The organism is Tissierella sp. (genome assembly GCF_032104385.1).
Taxonomy (GTDB): Bacteria; Bacillota; Clostridia; order Tissierellales; family Tissierellaceae; genus Tissierella.
In genome coordinates, this window is sequence record NZ_DAMCHJ010000021.1 from 1 (window position 1) to 19,161 (window position 19,161).

The 19,161-nt window shown below is 31.2% G+C and carries 17 protein-coding genes and 6 tRNA genes; 2 read left to right on the top strand and 21 right to left on the bottom strand.

Translation table 11 applies throughout. From position 1 onward, the window contains the following. Positions 1 to 78: 78 nt before the first annotated feature. From RT714_RS14670 to RT714_RS14705, 8 genes are all read right to left on the bottom strand, one after another. A tRNA-Ser gene (locus RT714_RS14670) sits at positions 79 to 169 on the bottom strand. 45 nt (positions 170 to 214) lie between these two features. Then, a tRNA-Ser gene (locus RT714_RS14675) sits at positions 215 to 303 on the bottom strand. A 1-nt stretch (position 304) separates the two neighbouring features. Next, a tRNA-Lys gene (locus RT714_RS14680) sits at positions 305 to 380 on the bottom strand. A gap of 143 nt (positions 381 to 523) precedes the next feature. Continuing rightward, positions 524 to 600: transfer RNA gene (locus tag RT714_RS14685), tRNA-His, on the bottom strand. Positions 601 to 620: 20 nt separating this feature from the next. Beyond that, a tRNA-Arg gene (locus tag RT714_RS14690) sits at positions 621 to 697 on the bottom strand. Positions 698 to 706: 9 nt separating this feature from the next. Further along, positions 707 to 780: transfer RNA gene (locus RT714_RS14695), tRNA-Gly, on the bottom strand. 91 nt (positions 781 to 871) lie between these two features. Next, complete coding sequence (locus tag RT714_RS14700) at positions 872 to 1,351, bottom strand: metallophosphoesterase (protein ID WP_313758624.1); 480 nt, start codon at positions 1,349 to 1,351, stop codon at positions 872 to 874. Between the two features lies 1 nt (position 1,352). Further along, positions 1,353 to 1,964, bottom strand: a complete 612-nt coding sequence (locus RT714_RS14705) for an XTP/dITP diphosphatase (RefSeq protein ID WP_313758626.1) — start codon at positions 1,962 to 1,964, stop codon at positions 1,353 to 1,355. Between the two features lie 144 nt (positions 1,965 to 2,108). On the opposite strand from RT714_RS14705, the gene RT714_RS14710 reads away from it, so the two are divergent. After that, positions 2,109 to 2,420, top strand: coding sequence for a DUF4491 family protein (locus RT714_RS14710; protein WP_313758627.1), 312 nt, complete (start codon positions 2,109 to 2,111; stop codon positions 2,418 to 2,420). A gap of 82 nt (positions 2,421 to 2,502) precedes the next feature. Here the strand turns inward: RT714_RS14710 and RT714_RS14715 are convergent, their stop codons facing one another. The 6 genes from RT714_RS14715 to RT714_RS14740 form a co-directional block, all read right to left on the bottom strand. Then, a complete protein-coding gene (locus tag RT714_RS14715) occupies positions 2,503 to 3,492 on the bottom strand; it encodes a GerMN domain-containing protein (protein ID WP_313758628.1) in 990 nt (329 codons plus the stop codon). Between the two features lie 69 nt (positions 3,493 to 3,561). Continuing rightward, positions 3,562 to 4,083, bottom strand: coding sequence for a DUF5698 domain-containing protein (locus RT714_RS14720; RefSeq protein ID WP_313758630.1), 522 nt, complete (start codon positions 4,081 to 4,083; stop codon positions 3,562 to 3,564). A 48-nt stretch (positions 4,084 to 4,131) separates the two neighbouring features. Beyond that, positions 4,132 to 6,192 carry an N-acetylmuramoyl-L-alanine amidase family protein gene (locus RT714_RS14725; RefSeq protein WP_313758631.1) on the bottom strand — a complete coding sequence of 687 codons (2,061 nt, stop codon included), beginning with the start codon at positions 6,190 to 6,192 and terminating at the stop codon, positions 4,132 to 4,134. Between the two features lie 110 nt (positions 6,193 to 6,302). Beyond that, positions 6,303 to 7,298, bottom strand: a complete 996-nt coding sequence (locus tag RT714_RS14730; RefSeq protein ID WP_313758632.1) for an AIR synthase family protein — start codon at positions 7,296 to 7,298, stop codon at positions 6,303 to 6,305. A gap of 191 nt (positions 7,299 to 7,489) precedes the next feature. Beyond that, positions 7,490 to 8,119 (bottom strand): hypothetical protein, encoded by a 630-nt coding sequence (locus RT714_RS14735; protein ID WP_313758634.1) that lies wholly within the window; start codon positions 8,117 to 8,119, stop codon positions 7,490 to 7,492. A 12-nt stretch (positions 8,120 to 8,131) separates the two neighbouring features. Then, positions 8,132 to 8,629, bottom strand: a complete 498-nt coding sequence (locus RT714_RS14740) for a hypothetical protein (RefSeq protein ID WP_313758636.1) — start codon at positions 8,627 to 8,629, stop codon at positions 8,132 to 8,134. 225 nt (positions 8,630 to 8,854) lie between these two features. Between RT714_RS14740 and RT714_RS14745 the strand changes: the two genes are divergently transcribed. Next, complete coding sequence (locus RT714_RS14745) at positions 8,855 to 8,992, top strand: hypothetical protein (protein WP_159429180.1); 138 nt, start codon at positions 8,855 to 8,857, stop codon at positions 8,990 to 8,992. A 77-nt stretch (positions 8,993 to 9,069) separates the two neighbouring features. On the opposite strand, the gene arcC is transcribed toward RT714_RS14745, so the two are convergent. The 7 genes from arcC to pcrA form a co-directional block, all read right to left on the bottom strand. Beyond that, entirely contained in the window at positions 9,070 to 10,008 is a 939-nt protein-coding gene (arcC, locus tag RT714_RS14750; RefSeq protein ID WP_313758638.1) for a carbamate kinase, read from the bottom strand. Between the two features lie 73 nt (positions 10,009 to 10,081). Then, positions 10,082 to 11,335: a dicarboxylate/amino acid:cation symporter gene (locus tag RT714_RS14755; RefSeq protein WP_313758639.1), complete on the bottom strand. Its 1,254-nt coding sequence runs from the start codon at positions 11,333 to 11,335 to the stop codon at positions 10,082 to 10,084. A 180-nt stretch (positions 11,336 to 11,515) separates the two neighbouring features. After that, on the bottom strand, positions 11,516 to 12,946 hold the full coding sequence (gatB, locus tag RT714_RS14760; protein ID WP_313758641.1) for an Asp-tRNA(Asn)/Glu-tRNA(Gln) amidotransferase subunit GatB: 1,431 nt from the start codon (positions 12,944 to 12,946) through the stop codon (positions 11,516 to 11,518). Beyond that, the gene (gene gatA, locus RT714_RS14765; protein WP_313758643.1) at positions 12,936 to 14,402 is read right to left on the bottom strand and encodes an Asp-tRNA(Asn)/Glu-tRNA(Gln) amidotransferase subunit GatA; all 1,467 of its coding nucleotides are present in this window, start codon (positions 14,400 to 14,402) and stop codon (positions 12,936 to 12,938) included. The genes gatB and gatA overlap by 11 nt, the downstream gene beginning before the upstream one ends. A gap of 15 nt (positions 14,403 to 14,417) precedes the next feature. Continuing rightward, positions 14,418 to 14,702: an Asp-tRNA(Asn)/Glu-tRNA(Gln) amidotransferase subunit GatC gene (gene gatC / locus RT714_RS14770; RefSeq protein ID WP_313758644.1), complete on the bottom strand. Its 285-nt coding sequence runs from the start codon at positions 14,700 to 14,702 to the stop codon at positions 14,418 to 14,420. 107 nt (positions 14,703 to 14,809) lie between these two features. Next, positions 14,810 to 16,792 (bottom strand): NAD-dependent DNA ligase LigA, encoded by a 1,983-nt coding sequence (ligA, locus tag RT714_RS14775; RefSeq protein WP_313758645.1) that lies wholly within the window; start codon positions 16,790 to 16,792, stop codon positions 14,810 to 14,812. A 4-nt stretch (positions 16,793 to 16,796) separates the two neighbouring features. Further along, positions 16,797 to 18,998 (bottom strand): DNA helicase PcrA, encoded by a 2,202-nt coding sequence (gene pcrA / locus RT714_RS14780; RefSeq protein ID WP_313758646.1) that lies wholly within the window; start codon positions 18,996 to 18,998, stop codon positions 16,797 to 16,799. Between the last annotated feature and the right edge of the window lie 163 nt (positions 18,999 to 19,161).

The following is a 19,161-nucleotide window of genomic DNA, read 5'->3' on the forward strand; positions in this document are numbered from 1 at the left end:
GGCCTTCAGGGACTCGAACCCCGGACCTACCGGTTATGAGCCGGGCGCTCTAACCGACTGAGCTAAAGGCCCCTACCATGGCGGAGAAGGAGGGATTTGAACCCTCGCGCCCCGTGAAGGACCTACTCCCTTAGCAGGGGAGCCTCTTCAGCCACTTGAGTACTTCTCCATATAAAAATAATCAGTTCTTACGAACAATTATAAATTTCAAATTTGGCGGAGAGGGTGGGATTCGAACCCACGTGGGCTTGCACCCTAACGGTTTTCAAGACCGCCCCGTTATGACCGCTTCGGTACCTCTCCATGGTGATCCATCCGCGACTCGAACGCGGGACACCCTGATTAAAAGTCAGGTGCTCTACCGACTGAGCTAATGGATCATGTTTATTTAATTTACAAGCAGATGACATATACTTCTACGATTAGTCTTATCAATCAAGGACTAATCGATGTACACGAAATCGAAAACCACGATTTCGATCCCCTGCTTATACCGACTGAGCTAGTGGATCATGTTTAAATATGGGGTGGATGATGGGATTCGAACCCACGACCTCCAGAGCCACAATCTGGCGCCATAACCAACTAGGCCACACCCACCATGTTTTAAATTATTAAGCTGGCGCACCTAGGAGGATTCGAACCCCCGGCACACGGATTAGAAGTCCGTTGCTCTATCCTACTGAGCTATAGGTGCTCTCACAGTTGGAGCGGGTAAAGGGGATCGAACCCTCGCAGCTGGCTTGGGAAGCCAGTGCTCTACCACTGAGCTATACCCGCATAGTTCGATACTCAGTGATTGCTTTCAACTTTTATTTGCTAACAATTTAAAATTATAGCAGGTTCTAAATACAATGTCAATAGCATATCCTTAATTTATTTGAATTATTTTTGTATCTATTGTATTTCCAATGTTTATAATGCCAAAAGTTTTTGTTTTTATAACATCTCTCGGCAGAGAAGGACTTCCTGGATTCATTATAATCATGTTTTCTATCTTCTCTATAATAGGTATGTGTGTATGGCCAAATAGCACTATATTAGCACCTAGTTCCAATCCTTTATAATATAAGTTTGTTATTCCATTTTGTACATTATATTTATGTCCATGAGTAAGGAGAAATTTCTTTCCTTTAAATTCTATAATTTCATCTTCATTATATTCAGTGTGACCATAATCCCCATTTCCCCTTACAATTATAGTTTTGATCCCCAAGGCTTTAGATATTTTAACTCCGTCATTTACATAATCTCCAAGATGAAATAAAATATCTGGCTTTTCTATTTCTGATAATTTCTCTATAATGTTCTTATTATTTCCATGTGTATCACTAACTACAGCTATCCTCATATTAATCTACCTCTAATATATTCTTTAACTCTTTTTTTAAATTTTCTAATGCCTTTGCTCTATGGCTTATTTTATTTTTTACATCTTCACCTAATTCTGCAAAAGTTTTACTATATCCATCTGGAATAAATAAAGGATCATATCCAAATCCATTCTTCCCTTTTAACTCAAACCCTATTTTACCAATACATTCACCATATACTACTATAACTTCTTTATTCTCTGTTATTAATGCTATAACTGTTTTAAACTTAGCACCCCTTTTAATTAAAGGTATATCTTTTAATTCATGTAAAAGCTTATCATTGTTTTTTATATCATTTCCTTCTTCTCCTGCATACCTAGAAGAATAAACCCCTGGCTCACCATTTAGTATATCTACAAAAAGTCCAGAATCATCTGCTAAAACCATATGCTCTAGTTTTTCTGCTAAAGCTTTTGCCTTTTTCAAACTATTTTCCTCTAATGTATCACCATCTTCTATTACTTCCAACTCACCTAAACCTACATCTTTTTTTGAAACAACTTCTATTGATAACCCTTCAAGTATATTCTTTATTTCCTCCACCTTGTGTTGATTACCCGTTGACAATATAAGTTTTCTTTTTTTCATATTAAATATATACTCCTTTATTTTTAATATCCTATTCTATCATTATATTTTACCAAATAAGAAAATTTTTATCTATAATAAAATATAAGCAATTGACTTCTTCACTTTTATTTGATAAATATAAAAGTATAGGAGGAATTCAAAATGAACGTAAGTGGAATTTTAGTCGGTATTGGATCCTTTGCTATTATTGGAATATTTCACCCTATTGTTATAAAAACAGAATATCATTTTGGAAAAGGCGTGTGGCCAATATTTTTGTTTTCAGGAATTATCTGTAATGCAATTTCTATGTTTATCTCTAATATTGCCATTTCTTCATTAATGTCTGTTTTGGGTTTTACTCTATTTTGGAGCATTAAAGAGCTCTTTGAGCAGGAAGTTAGGGTAAGTAAAGGCTGGTATCCCAAAAAACCTAAAAAACAATCAAAACCTACTGGTTCAGACTCAAATTAATAAAGAAAAAAGTGAGCAAAGCTCACTTTTTTCTTTATTAATTCATAATTAAAAATTCATATTCCCAATTAGCATTATCACCTTAGTATTCATTTGCAAAAACAGGAATTGTAGTATTTATTGTTTCTCCATCTATAAGTAACTCAACATTATCAATTTCTTCAAATTGACTTAATGTTAAACCTATATTTTTTACTATATCACTAAACATCTTATCTTCAGATGATTCCGAATGGTTGTCATAAGATATATCTACATATGCAGTACCATTCTTTACTTCTACTCCTTGAAGCATAACCCCCCTTGGAATATCTGAAGACAAACCTATATCCTGCGGCGGTCCTTCAAATAGAAGATCTAAGGCAGAATATACATTTGCTACTGGTGCTAAGGTAGGTACAGTAACTGGTATAAAATATTCAAATTCTTCCTCATTCATCCCCTTATAATAAACTACTACCTTTGACCGTCCATCTTCTAATTTCCCAACTAAATTAATGTTTTCTCTTGCTAAAGATTTACTAATATCTCCTCCATATTTTAAAGAAGGCATTACCTTTCCACCAACTAAAATTTGTACTTCTCTAATAGCTGGAAACTCTGTTAATGTATATACTACGCCTTTTATAAAATTTTCTTCTTCCTTTTCTGATTGGTTTTCTAAAACCTTCTCAGAAAAATCCACCTTACATACTCCCGTTTCATCATTTATAGATATTCCTAAAACCTCTGTACCTGCTGGGATTATAGGCAATAAACCAGTAGGATTTAAAGTTTCCCGAACTTCTGGACTATCAATCATATTATTAAGTGTTACCCTTGCAATTCCTTCTTCCCAAGGAATTTTTCTCATTACAGGAACTAAGTATCCATCCTTATCTTTAAAATACATAACTGTTCTTCGTATTCCTTCCTCTTCAGCTACAACCACTTCTTCTTCGTCAGACCTAATTATTTCTATTTCCTCTTCCTTAGCCGTTAACCTATCATTAATAAGGTTTTTTCCAATGCCTAATACTGTTAAACCTAAGACTACTATTAGTCCAAATAATATTATTCTCCTGTTCACCATCATCAACCCTCCTAAATTATACTATTATATTATATTAGAAGAGTTGTCAGACTATGATTAATTTATCTTTTACTTTTTATTAGTTGCAAAATACCCGCCGCTAATAGGATTAATATTATTTACGGTTATAAATGCGTTTTTATCATATTCATATACTATTTTCTTTAAATTAGGTAAATCCTTACGATTTATAGCTACATTGAATATCTCTTTACTACCTTCTAGTCCTTGACCTATTACAACTGTTACACCAAATCCATTTTGTCTAAGGATTTGAAGCAACTCTTTATTATCTGATTTATTTAGGATAATTTGAGTTGCCAAATTTCCTAATGCAATTTTATTTTCTATTGTAATTCCCAGATAATTTCCACAAGCAAAACCTAATGCATAAGATAATAGATTTAGTGGATTATCTAGATTGCCAACAACCTTACTCAATGCCGTTACATAAATACTTACTTCAAAAAAACCAATTAATGCCGCTTGCCATCTTCTTCCCTGTACAACCATAAGTGTCCGAATAGTAGCTAAAGACACATCTGATACTCTTGCAAAGAAAATAAATAAATACCCAAATATTAACTCCATATTTTCCCCCCTTAAAAATATATAGACAAGGTAACCCTTGCCTATATATTAATACATTTCAAAATATTTTTCTATCCCTTTTATTATAGCATCTACTATTTTATACTGATATTCCTCTGTATATAAAAGTTTTTCTTCCGCCTCATTAGACAAAAATCCTGTTTCCACTAAGACTGCAGGCATTTTTGTTTCTCTAAGAACTACTAAATTTGGTCTTTGGATTATTCCTTTATCCACTGCTCCAGTAGCTTTTAATAATTCCTCCATTATAATTTTAGCAAAAGGATGTTGATCTACTTCTTTTTTGTTTGAATTAGTTGCCGGACAATATAATACTTGAATTCCAGCAATTGACTTATTATCATGAGCATTACCATGTATACTTACAAATACATCTGCATAATTATCATTTGCAATTCTAGCTCTTTCATATAAATCAATAAATTCATCTTTATCCCTAGTCATTATCGTATTATATCCTTTAGCTTTAAGTGCATCATTAAGTTTTAAGGACACGCTAAGGCTTAAATCCTTTTCATTTCTTTTGCCAACTGATATAGCCCCTGGATCCTTGCCACCATGTCCAGCATCTACAATAATTAGCCTATCTGTAGATTTTACATTTTCACCTTTTCTCAATAATAAAGAAATTTTATCATCAAACTCTCTAGAAAGTAAAATATATTCTATATCTTTTTTAAGTTTAATAGAAACTGTAGTCTTGGATTTACCTTCATAAATTTCAACTTCATCAACTAAATTATCTTTTATAGGAATTATTCCTTCATCTAATTTTACATTTTCACTTGGAATGGTTATTTCTATTAACTTACTGCCTAGCTCATAATCTACAGAATAATCTGTTACCATAAGATTATTTATAGTAAGGATTTTATCAACACCTTCTGAAGTATAGAAAATATTTTCCCAAGAAGTTTTTTCAGGATAAATTATAATTTTATTATCTTGATTTTCTAATTTTATATCTGGATCAGTTATACCATCTTTGACATCTAATACTACTCTAACTACTTTATCAATAGAACTATAATTATTATCACCACTAAATTGTGATGCCCTGACTCCTTTAATAAATCCTAAATCATAATTGTAATTATATTGTGTATTTTCTTCAAAACTAGAATCCATTAAATCTATTACTACTCTCTCTGGATTCTTTAATTTCATCAAATTAACCTTTGGTTTAGATGTACCTTGAATTACAATGGCTTCTTTTCCATTTATTATTTCTTTTGTAATTGATTTTACCTTGTTTACAAAGGATATAACCATATCCTTTCCATCATTTGCAAGGGAAATATCATGTGTCCCTAATTGATTTAATTTTATTACAACCCTAGTTATACTAGGTTCTGAGGAAAACTGAGAATATTCAATGTTTTCAATTATACCATCATTTACATTAATAATACCTTGATTATTTTTTACATCAATTAAATCAAGTTTAGAATCCTTTATATCTATGACTAATTTATTTGAATCCTGTAAAAACATTGTCTCATATTCAATACTTTTATTACTATTTATAACTATTTTGTTTTTATCTGTACTTCCTTTTCCAATAGAAATCCCCTTTATAATACCTATACCATTTTCTTGTTTAGAATTAATATATGGAGCTTCTTTTGCACTATCCCATCCAATTTCATAACCAAATAATTCATTAACAAACCTTAAGGGAACCATAGTCCTAGTATCTTTATTTCCTAAGGTTACTAATCTAGGAATGGCATATTTATCCAATGTCTTTTTCTCACCATTTATTATAGCAATATTACTATTTATGGTAAATTTTCCTTCCTTATCCCCATAATTCACTATAGCAGTCTTAGTTTTTTGGTCCCAACCAACTTCCGCACCATAATTTTCTGCTATAAATCTAATAGGAACCAAAGTCCTATTAGTATGAACAAAGGAGGGAAATTCCGTATTAATAGCTTGTCCGTCCATAATAATTGGTACTGGCTTTACAGAAATTTTAGTACCATTCATACTTACTTGAATTGTCTTGTTACTAGCTGCATATCCTATTTGACTAAATAAAAGCAATAGTACAAACAAAGATAGCATTATCTTCCACTTTTTCATTTATCTACCTCCTTATGCCCTAACCATTAATAAAGTTTGTCTATTTTATTTATATCATTTAGTCAATTATTATGTCAACGAATTACGAATTTTGTAACCATAATGTAATATTACTTAGCAAATGACAAAGCTTTATATAATTCATCAGCTTCTGGTGGTTCTATATCATAATTCACCCCATTTTTCTCTAATATAATATCTTTTTCTATTATCTGTCCTATAACTGTAACTTTAATTCCAACCTTATTTAATTCTTCATTGATTATTGAAACCTTCTCATCTTCTGCAATAATTAACATAGATCCACTAGATATTAATCTATATAAATCTATACTAAGTATATCAGCTATTTCTTTAGTTACATCTTTTATAGGTATCAATTCTTCTATAATCTTTATTCCTTTTCCAGTAGCATTAGATGCTTCCCAAACTGCTCCTAAAACTCCTCCTTCAGTAATATCATGCATATATCTAACGCCAATTTCTCCACAAATTGTACCTTCTTTAACTACACTTAACATACTATCCATGCTTTTTGCCATATTGAGTTTATCTTTCCCTATTTTATCAGTTAATTGTTTTTCTAATTCCTTTGCAATTATGGATGTTCCCTCTATTCCAGCATACTTAGTAATTAATACTTTATCTCCAATCTTTATCTTTCTTGGATTAGGTAATTTTTCCTTAGACTGTTTTCCTATAACAGTTGTACTTATTACTATCCTGTTTACTGCATCTGTAATTTCCGTATGTCCTCCCATTATTTCAACATTGATTTCTTTTGCTACTTCTCCCGCTTCTTTCATAATATTTTCTATATCTTCTTCTGAAGTCTTAGGTGGTGCTAATATAGTAATTAAAACTCCTATAGGCTCTGCTCCACTGGTAGATACATCATTACAAGAAATATGTACAGCCAGTTTTCCAATATCTTTAGTTGCCCCTGTAATTGGATCTGTGCTGATTACACATAAATCATTATCAAAATCAATTACAGCACTATCTTCTCCTACTGCAGCTCTTACTAATACTTCATCTCTTTTGTTTTTTATATTTGATAAAACTATTTTTTCCAAAACCTCATTAGGTAATTTTCCAATTTCCATCTTGCTACCTCCTATAATGCTCAATCTATATTTTAATTAATTATATTGTACCATATGTATAACACTTTTAATACATTTTCGATACACTTTCAAAACACATTTTAATAATAAAATATGCCCCTCTTATAGTATACAGTTTTTCTTATCTCAACTGTCCACCACAAGAGGAGCATGTCTCTCCATTCACTTTGTTATATTAAAGTTTTCAATTCTGCTAATATATTTCTACACTCTTTATCATTCATTATTCTAAGTTTTGCTACATTACGAATATTATCATGTTGATTGGTTACAGCATCGTTATCTATACTTTTAACATCTTTTTTATTAAGCTGTTCCATAAAATAATCATCTGCTGCTTTCCTTAGTGAATGTTCGTCATAAGTTGGTTTATTTGAAGCATCTGAGAATTCTTTTACTACGGCTCTGGCTAATGATGCAATTCCATATACCCTCTCAACAATATGCTTTTCATATTCAGAGTATTCAATATCTCCTAATGATTTTTTCTCATAGGCACTTTGAATTAAAGGCTTTATAGTATCAAAAAACTCTTTATCAAATTTTAAATCTCTTTTATCCATAGTATCGTCATGAAAAATTGGATTAGTTATTCTAAATTCATCTCCAACAGCAACTCCATCTAAGTACCTTTCAATTACAGCATTTATCAACCTATCTAAATCTATAAAAGAATAATCTGGATTGGAATTGTACGCATAGTTATTAGTCTTTTCTACTTCTTTTCCTTTAATCTCATGATTTCTAATACTATTATTTACTTTTATTGACTCATAAGCTCTATTTATTCCATTTATCATATGATATTTCCCCTATCTAGCATCTATCATTATATCATAGCTTACTTGATCCCAAGAACTACTAAGTAAACTTAGCTTTACAAAATAATCTCCTTCTGAAGCATTTCGAGCAGTGACAACTTGTTGAATTCCATCACTATCTTCCCCAGCAATGTATGTCATAGTTCCATTACTATTTTGACGATAAATATCAATTCTTAATTTTCCCCTAGTGGATATATTGAATAAAGTAACATCTATATTTCCATAGTTTCCATGACTATAGTAATAATAGTCAACTGAGTCATAGCCTCTCTCTAAATTGCCTCTTTTCCATTGTGTATTAGCTTTTAAAGGATTATTTTGTTTTGCTTGTGCTGGTGTGTCATTTGGTTCAACTTCATACATTCTACTCATTACACTAATATTCTTATTTGTTTTACCTGAAACATTAGCACCTTCAGCAAAAACTGTTGTACTTGTTACTACTAAAATCATCGCTACTAATAAAACCATACCTTTTTTTCCCATATTCCCTTTCCCCCATTTTTAATATTTTTAAGGTTTTGTCAATGGTTTCTTCATGTTATAAATTCTCTACCCATATATATAGCTATTAATCAATTTATTTGAAAACAAAAAAATATTTTGTGATTATATTTTAATAATAATTAAATATATTTTGGAAAGAATAATTAGAGCAATGGGTAATTGACAATGCACAATTGACAATTAATTCTAAGGGAGGGTTTAGCTTTGATGATACCTTGTTCTGAAAAATGCGTATATGCAGAGGACGGCTTATGTGCTTTAGATACAGTTACTCCTCCATCGAATACTCCTACTAAAGATTGTCCTTATTTTACTAAAAAAGAAAAAAAAGAAGATTCATAAACTCTCCATAATCTAAAATTAAAAGCACTAAAAATTATTTGAATAATTTTTAGTGCTTTTAAAGTTTAAATTAATTATTACTTAACGATCACTGTCCCTGCTTTTCCTTCTATTGCATCCTTTAAAAGTTCTAAAGAAGTAATTATTACTTTTTTGCCACCTCGTACTAAATATTCAATCCCAGCTTCTATCTTTGGTCCCATACTTCCTTTTGGAAATTGTCCTTCTTCATAATACTTTTTAGCTTCTTCCAAAGACATTTTTGATAAAAATTCTTGATTAGGTTTTCCAAAATTTATTGCTACTTGTGGGACTCCTGTTAAAATCACAAGAAAATCTGATTCAATTTGATTTGCTAATAAAGATGAGGCATAGTCCTTATCTATAACAGCTTCTACACCTTTTAACATTCTATTATTTTCAACAACTGGAATCCCTCCACCTCCTACAGTAATTACTATGGTTCCATTATCGCTTAATGTCTTCACAGCTGATTGCTCAATAATATCTAATGGTCTTGGTGAAGGCACTACTCTCCTATATCCTCTCCCACTATCTTCAACCATAATATAGTTATTTGTCTTAGCAATCTCATCTGCATCTTCTTTGCTATAAAAGGGTCCTATTGGTTTTGTTGGTGAATTAAATGCTGGGTCATTATCATCAACTACTACTTGTGACAATACGCAAGTAACATCTCTTTTAATTCCTCTTTTTCTTAATAGATTTTCTAAGGACTGCTTTATCATATAACCTAATTGCCCTTGAGTTTCAGCTACACATATATCAATAGGCAATACTGGAATTTTATCTTTAGCCGCCTCACTCTGCAAAAGTAGATTCCCTACTTGTGGTCCATTTCCATGGGTTAGAATAACCCTATATCCATCTTCAATTAAATCTGCAATATATGGGCACATTTTATTTATATTGTTATATTGTTCTTCCGCTGTCCCTTTTTGTCCTTCGGATATTATTGCATTCCCTCCAATTGCAATTACTATTTTTTCCTTCAAAATAAAACCTCCTGATCTTGACATAATATTTTATAATATTATATCACTTCATCTTATCAATAAGAAATATTTTTTATGAATTGGCAACCTCCATATTAAGTTCTCCTTCTTGTTTTGCTATTACTGCTGTACATACTGCATCCCCTGTAATATTTGTAACTGTTCTACCCATGTCTACAAGCCTATCTATACCCATAATTAAACCTATACCTTCTATAGGCAACCCTATAGATTGCAATACCATAGAAAGCATTATAGTTCCAGCTCCAGGAACTCCTGCAGTACCTATAGAGGCTAAAGTAGCTGTAAGTATCACTGTTATTATCATACTTAAGCTCAATTCATATCCATATACCTGAGCTATAAAGAAAACAGCTATGCCTTGCATTATTGCAGTACCATCCATATTAATTGTAGCTCCCAAAGGAATGGTAAAAGACGCTATATTTTTTGAAATACCTAGTTCCTTTTCTGCTATCTCCAATGATACTGGAACTGTAGCATTGCTGCTAGCAGTTGAAAAAGCTACAGACATTGCTGGTAAAAACTTTTTATAAAAAGTCCTTGGAGATAAGTTTGTAAACCCTTTTAGAAATCCTCCATATACTAAAAACATATGAATTATTAATCCAATGTATACTGTAACTATATATTTTAATAAAGGTAGCAATCCAGAATATCCTACTGTAGCAAAGGTCTTGGCAATAAGACCAAATACACCTATTGGTGCAAATAACATTATTATCTCTACTAATTTCATTATAAGTTCATTCAAGTTAATAAAAAGTGTTACTAAAAATTCAACTTTTTCTCCTAATAAAGATAACCCCACTCCTGTCAGTATAGCAAATACAATGATTTGAAGCATATTCCCCTCAGCCATTGCAGCAATAGGGTTTTTAGGTACCATTTCATATAGTATTTGAATAAGTGGTACTTTTGGATTAATTGTTGGCTCTACAACTTCTATAGAAGACATATCTAACCCTAGTCCTGGTCTTACAAAAAATCCTAATAATAAAGCAATAATAATAGCTATAGCAGTAGTAGTTAAATAAAAGCCTACAGTTTTTATACCAATCCGACCTAGTTTTTTCACATCTCCCATGTTAGCGGCACCATTTACTAAGGAAATGAACACTAAAGGAACCACAAGCATCATTATTCCTCTTAAAAATACTTGACCTAATAACTGAAATATTCCATTGATTAAAATCCTGTCCTTAATTACTCCGCTAGGTAATCTGAAAACCATAATACCAATAATTAATCCTAATAAAAGTCCAATAAGTACCCGTGATGTAAGACTGATTTTTTTCTTAGCCATAATATCACTCCTTAATATATTTGATTTATTATAAAGTATTATTATTATAATATTCTATTCCGAATATTATTTCAAGTTCAAATTATCAGAATATATCCTAGAATAAAAAAATTAGAGCAGAAATCATGGTGATCTCTACTCTAAAAGAAACTTTAACTTTTTGAATCAACTTAATCCTATCTATCTTTCATTTATCATATCTATAACCATTTTATTTACCAATTGGGGATTAGCCTTACCTTTTGATGCCTTCATTATTTGACCAACTAAAAATCCAATAGCTCTATCTTTACCATTTCTATAGTCAATAATTGATTGTTCATTATCATCTAAAACTTTTGATACTATTTCCTTTAATGCCCCTTCATCATTAATTTGAATTAATCCTTGTTCTTTCACTATTGTTTCTGGATCTTTGCCTGTATCAAAGATTTCCTTTAATACCTTCTTACCAGTATTGTTATTAATTTTACCTTCTTTAACAATAGATATTAATTGTCCAAGATATTTAGGAGTAAGACTTGTATCTTCAATTTCCAATTCTTCATCCTTTAATCTTCTTAAAACGTCTCCCATAATCCAATTACTAACTAATTTTGAATCATCTATATATTTTATAGTTTCTTCAAAGAAAAAAGCTAATTCTTTAGATGCTGTTAGTACTCCTGCATCATATTCAGAAAGTTCATACTCTTTTATAAATCTTTCTTTTTTATCATGAGGTAATTCTGGAAGATTATTTTTTATTTCTTCTATCCATTCATCAGATAATTCAATAGGAGCAATATCACCATCCGGTGCAAATCTATAATCTGCTACGCCACCTTTACCCCTCATGGTTATAGTTTCATTACTTATATCATCCCATCTTCTTGTTTCCCTTACAGTGTTTTCTCCTTCTTTAAGTAGTGATATATGTCTTTGCTCCTCATATTCCGCAGCCTTTACTGCACCTCTAAAGGAGTTTAAATTCTTAATTTCTGTAATATTGGTTTTAGATCCTGTTTCATTATCTACAACATTTATATTAATATCACATCTTAAAGAGCCTTCTTCCATTTTACAATCTGATACTTCAATGTATTTTAAAATTGCTCTAAGTTTTTCAAGGAATAATCTAGCTTCTTCTGGAGTATTCATATCCGGTTTTGTCACTATCTCTATTAAAGGTACTCCTGCTCTATTATAATCAATTAAAGTATCTTCCTTCTCACTATGAATTTGTTTACCTGTATCCTCTTCTATGTGGATTCTTTCCAAACGAACCTTTTTAGTTTCATTTTCTAATTCTATTTCTATATAGCCACCATCACATAAAGGTAAATCATCTTGAGAAATTTGATAGCCTTTAACTAAATCCGAATAGAAATAATTCTTTCTATCCATTCTTGTTTTAGTATTTATCTTTGAATTAAATGCAATTCCTGCTTTTACAGCATATTCTACAGCTGTTTTATTTATTACAGGCAGTGCTCCTGGGAGTCCAATACAAACTGGACAACAGTGAGTATTAGCTTCACCTCCAAAGGCATTTATACAACTACAGAACATCTTTGTTTTAGTAGCTAACTCAACATGAATTTCTAGCCCGATTATAGTTTTATAGCCCATTTCTTACGCCTCCTTCGAATCCTAGACCTGCCTTTATAATATTTGCTTCCTTGTACTTGTCACCAATTATTTGCAGACCAAGAGGAAGTCCATCTATAGAACCGCATGGTACACTCATTGCACAAATTCCTGCAAGATTAATAGGGGCAGTAAATAAATCAGCTTTATACATAGCTAATGGATCTTTAATCTTTTCTCCAAATTTAAAAGGAAGCACTGGAGATGTTGGAGATAAAATTACATCATATTTACTAAATACATTATTAAAGTCTTCTATTAGCAAAGTCCTTACTTTTAATGCTTTTTTATAATGCTCCTCTGCATATCCTTTAGTCAATGAATACGTTCCTAGCATTATTCTTCTCTTAACTTCTTCTCCAAAGGCTTCCGTCCTTGAATTTATATATAGTTCATCTAATGTAGTATATTCCTTAGCCCTATGTCCATATCTAACTCCATCAAATCTAGCTAGATTTGAGCTAAGCTCTGATGTTGATATAATATAATAGGCTGCCAAAGCATATTCTAAATGAGGCAAAGATATTTCACTTATTTCAGCACCTAAGGATTCAAATATTTTTATTGATTTATTAATTTCCTCCTTAATATTACTATCTATGCCAATATTAAATATTTCTTTAGGAATTGCTATCTTCATTCCTTTTAAATAATTATTATAATCTATTTCTTTTGGGAAACTACCAAATATTATAGTTCCATCCGGATTTTTAAAAGACGTGGAATCCTTTTCATCATATCCAGTTATGGAAGACAGCATAAGTACTGCATCTTTTACATCTCTCCCAAACACTCCTACTTGATCCAGAGTATTTGCCATAGCAACTGTACCATATCTAGAAACTATACCATATGTAGGTTTAATACCCACAATATCACAGTAGGATGCAGGTTGTCTAATTGAACCACCTGTATCTGTACCTAAGGATAATGCAACTTCCCCAGCCTTTACTGCTGCTGCTGAACCACCGGATGATCCTCCTGGAACCCTTTCTAAGTCAATAGGGTTTTTAGTAGGTCCAAAATAAGAAGTTTCTGTAGATGAACCCATTGCAAACTCATCCATATTGGTTTTACCCATAATTATTCCATCTGCTGATTTAATTCTTTCTACAACTGTTGCATCATATGGAGGAATAAAGTTTTCTAACATTTTAGACCCACAAGTAGTTCTAAGGTTTTTAGTCATTATATTATCCTTAACTCCTATAGGTATTCCACCTAGTAATCCTATCTTTTCTCCATTTCTTATTTTTTCATCTACTTGAGCTGCAGATTCTAAAGCCTCTTCTTTATTTAAAGTGATGAAAGCATTGATATCTTTCTCCATTTCATCTATTTTATTAAAATGCAGCTCTACTAGTTCTCTACTGGATATTTCTTTTTCATATATCATTCGCTTCATTTCAAATGCTGATAATTTTGTTATATCCGCCATTTTTTTCACCCCTTCTTATTCCACAATCTTTAGTAATTTAAAATATCCATATTGGTTTTCTATTGAATTTTGAAGTATTTCTTCCCTTTTTAAACCTTCTTTTACTATATCTTCTCTTAATTTTTGATTATAATCATACACTTGATATGTGGGTTCTACATTTCCTGTATCTACCTCATTTAATTTCGCCACATAACCTAATACTTCAGCAAACTTATGAGTAAATTCATCTATTTCTTCTTCTGAAAACTTTAATTTAGCTAAACTAGCTATATGTTTTACATCTTCCTTGGAAATCATCATCTTACCCTCCTAATTAAACTTTACTTTTTATTTTACCACTTTTTATAATAAAAAATCAAACAATACTATAATGAGTCAGAGGAAACACTCCCTGACTCATATTATTATAATAGCTCCTTCAACTTCTCCTCATTTATAATTTCAACACCTAACTCCACTGCCTTAGTATATTTAGAACCTGGTTCTTCTCCTACTATAACATAATCTGTTTTCTTACTAACAGAACCTGTTACCTTTCCCCCCATTTTCTCCACCAGTTCCTTTATTTCATTTCTGCTAAGTCCCTCTATGGTACCAGTAATAACTACAGTTTTGCCTGTGAATATAGACCGTTGAACTTCTACCTCTTTAAAATACGGTTTTACTCCTTCTGATAATAATTTATCTAGACTTTCTAGTATCCTTTCATCATGGAAAAATTCTAAGATACTATTAGCTATAACCTCTCCAACTTCTCCTACTGTAAGTAACTCTTCAAAAGCTGCCTCTTTCAGTCTATCTAAAGATTTAAAGTGATTCGCTAAATCATTTGCAGTTTTTATACCTACATTATTTATCCCAAGTGCATATATAAAAGATCCCAAGGATATATCTTTAGACTTTTCTATAGCTTCAAGTAAATTATTGGTCTTCTTATCCTTAAATCCTTCCAATTTAATTAAATCTTCATATTTAACCTCATATATTTGAGGTAAATCTACTATGTCTAGTTCCTCCAAAAACTTCTCTGCAGTTTTCTCACTAAATCCTTCTATATTCATAGCATCTCGACTAGCAAAATGAACTAATCTAGATACTAACTGGGGCTTACAGGATAATGAATTTGGACAAAATATATGAACTCCATTTTGGACTAATTCAGAATTACAAGCGGGACAATGTATAGGTTTTTTAATTTCAAAGGTTTCATCATCTGTTTCCACATTTCCCAATATCTCTGGAATAACATCGTTAGATCTTCTAATAAGAACTCTGGAATTTATTCTTACTCCCTTTCTTTCAATATCGTCATAATTATTTAAAGTAGCCCTTCTAACTGTAACGCCTCCAATTTCTACTGGTTCAAGTATTGCAGTAGGAGTTACCTTAGATGTTCTTCCAACATTCCATACTACTTCTAATAATTTTGTTGTAGTCTCTTCTGCTTCAAATTTATAAGCTATTGCCCATCTAGGAAATTTATTAGTATATCCAAGAATTTCTCTAGTTTTTATATCATCTACTTTTATAACTAACCCATCTGTTAAAAGATCTAATTTATGCCTTTCTTCTTTTATTATCTCAATTTCTTTAATTATTTCTTCTATTGAATAGAATTCTTTTGCATATGAAAATACAGGAAATCTATTTCTTTTTAAAAATTCCAATACTTCAGTATGCTTTTGAAATGTCTTTCCTTCTATATATCCTATATTGTAAAAATAAGCCGTAAGATTTCTCTCCGCAGTCACCTTGGAATCTAGATTTCTCAAAGCCCCAGCTGCTGCATTCCTAGCATTTTTCAGAGGTTCTAAAGCATTCTTATTATATTCCTCCAATGCAGATAATGGCATTAATCCCTCTCCCTGAACCTCCATTGTTCCTTTAAAGTCTATCTTTAAAGGGATAGATTTTATTGTTTTAAGTTGAGGTAATATAGCTTCCCCAATGTTTCCATTTCCTCTAGTAGCCCCCTGTATCAAAACTCCATCTTTGTAAGTAAGATTTACAGTAAGACCATCAAATTTATATTCCACTATATATTTAGGAACAGGTAATTCATTGGCATTAGATAAATTATATTCATTTATAGCCTTTCTCACTCTATTATCCCAATTAATTAACTCCACTTCATTTTGGCTTTTATCCAAGCTCCACAACCTGCCTAAATGAATATGTTTTTCAAACTTATCTACTAATTCTCCACCTACTCTTTGGGTTGGAGAATATGGTCGTATAATCCCTGTTCCTTTCTCTAATCTAACTAATTCATCATATAATAAATCATATTCTTTATCAGATACCTTAGGATCATCCAATGTATAGTAATGATAATTCAAATCATTGATTATCTCTATTAAATCATCTATTCTTCTCTCATCATTCATAAAATCACCTCAATATTTCTATAGGAGCAATAGAAAGTAATAACCTTTTCAACCCTTCTCCCTCAAAGGATATAACCACTTCCTTATCATTGTCACGAGGCTTTATTTGAACTATAGTTCCTATGCCAAATTTCTTATGTTTTACTTTATCTCCTACATTTACGTCTAGATTTACATCTCCCTGTGGCTTAGGTTGAGCCTGTATTACAAATGGTCTAGGAGCAAATCTTTCTCTCTTTGTTGTAAAATCCTTTACTGATACTAATTGCTCTCTAGTATTTTTATTTTGCTTCTTTTCTATAGCATCTCCCATTTCTTCAATAAATCTAGAAGGTAGAGTATAATTTACATTTCCATAAATTGTCCTTACTCTTGCATTAGTTATAAATAATTGTTTTTCTGCCCTAGTTACAGCAACATAGCAAAGTCTTCTTTCCTCTTCTAATTCCGTTTCGCTGTCCAATGCTCTAGTTATAGGAAACAATCCGTCTTCCATACCTACTAAAAATACTACTGGAAACTCTAATCCCTTAGCACTGTGTACAGTCATCATTGTAACTACATTAGTGGTGTCAGAGGTTTTATCTACATCTGAAAGTAAAGCTACATTAGCTAAAAATTCTTCTAAATTACTTTCACCCATACGCACTTCAAAATCTATAGCAACGGATATAAACTCTTTTATATTTTCTATTCTAGTTTGAGCTTCTATGGTGTTTTCTCTTTCCAGTTCTTTTATATACCCTGTAGTATTGATAACTTCTTCAATGAAATCTTTTACTCCCATTACTTCCTTCTTAGCCATAAGCTTATTCATCATATCTGTAAATGGTTTTAAACTATTCTTTGCTCTAGCATTTAAATCTGGTATATTGTCTAAAGATAATAATGTACCATAAATAGAATCATTAGTCACTGATGCAAATTCTTCTAATTTATCTATAGTTGCATTTCCTATGCCTCTTTTAGGTACATTAATTATTCTTTTTAGGGAAATATTGTCTAAAGGATTTTCTAACACATTTAAATAAGCCACTATATCCTTTATTTCTTTTCTATCATAGAATTTAAGTCCTCCTACGATTTTATAGGGAATATTTTTTCTAATGAAAGAATCCTCAAAAGAACGGGATTGAGCATTAGTTCTATAAAGAATAGCACAATCTGATAAACTATATCCTTGAGAAATCAATTCTTCAATTTTACTAGCCACAAATAATGCTTCATCTTCTGAATCTGGTAACTCCTCATAATATATAGGTTCCCCTTCATTATTTTCAGTCCATAGATTCTTATCTTTTCTCTCGGAGTTGTTTTTTATTACTATATTGGCTAATTTGAGTATATTTTGTGTGGATCTATAGTTTTGCTCTAACATTATAGTTGTAGAATCTTGAAAATCTTTTTCAAAGTTTAAGATATTAGCTATATCTGCCCCTCTCCACCCATAGATTGATTGGTCTCCATCACCTACTACACAAATATTTTTATATTTATCTGATAGTAGCCTTATTAACTCATATTGAATCTTGTTTGTGTCTTGATATTCGTCTACAAATACATATTTGAATTTTCTTTGATAGTAGTCTATAATATCCGAGTTTGATTTTAAAAGTTGTACGGTTTTTATTATTAAATCATCAAAATCTAAAGCATTATACTGTTTAAGCTTCTCTTGATATAAAGCATATAATTCTCCAATATTTCTTAAATAAAAATCCTTGTAGTTTTGATTTATAAATTCATCTGGATCTGTCATAGCATCTTTTAATTTGCTAATTTGAGCTAAAACTGAAGATTCTTTATATGTGTCCTTGTCAAGATTTCTTTCTTTTATACACTCTTTTATTAAGGTTATCTGGTCATCTCTATCATATATTGTAAAAGACCTATTGTATCCAATTTTATCAATATCTCGCCTAAGTATCCTAACGCATATTGAGTGAAATGTCCCCATCCACATACTATCTACATCTGCAGATAGTAACCTTGACACCCTTTCTTTCATTTCATTTGCAGCCTTATTAGTAAATGTTATTGCCAAAATATTTCCCGGGAAAATTCCTTTTTCTTCGATTAAATATGCTATTTTATGAGTCACTACTTTAGTTTTTCCCGAACCTGCCCCTGCTAAAATAAGCAAAGGTCCATCTGTATGTAATACAGCCTCTCTCTGTCTATCATTCAATCCATTTAGGTAATCCACTCTCTCACACCTTTCTAAACATTTGTTTCTTATTTAATCATTATATAGTATTAAACATAAAATTTCCATTAAAAAAGCAACAATCAAAGATTGATGCTTTTTTAAATTTAACTTTTTATAAAATGCAGACAAACTAAATCTAACTCACTATATTTATTTTCAT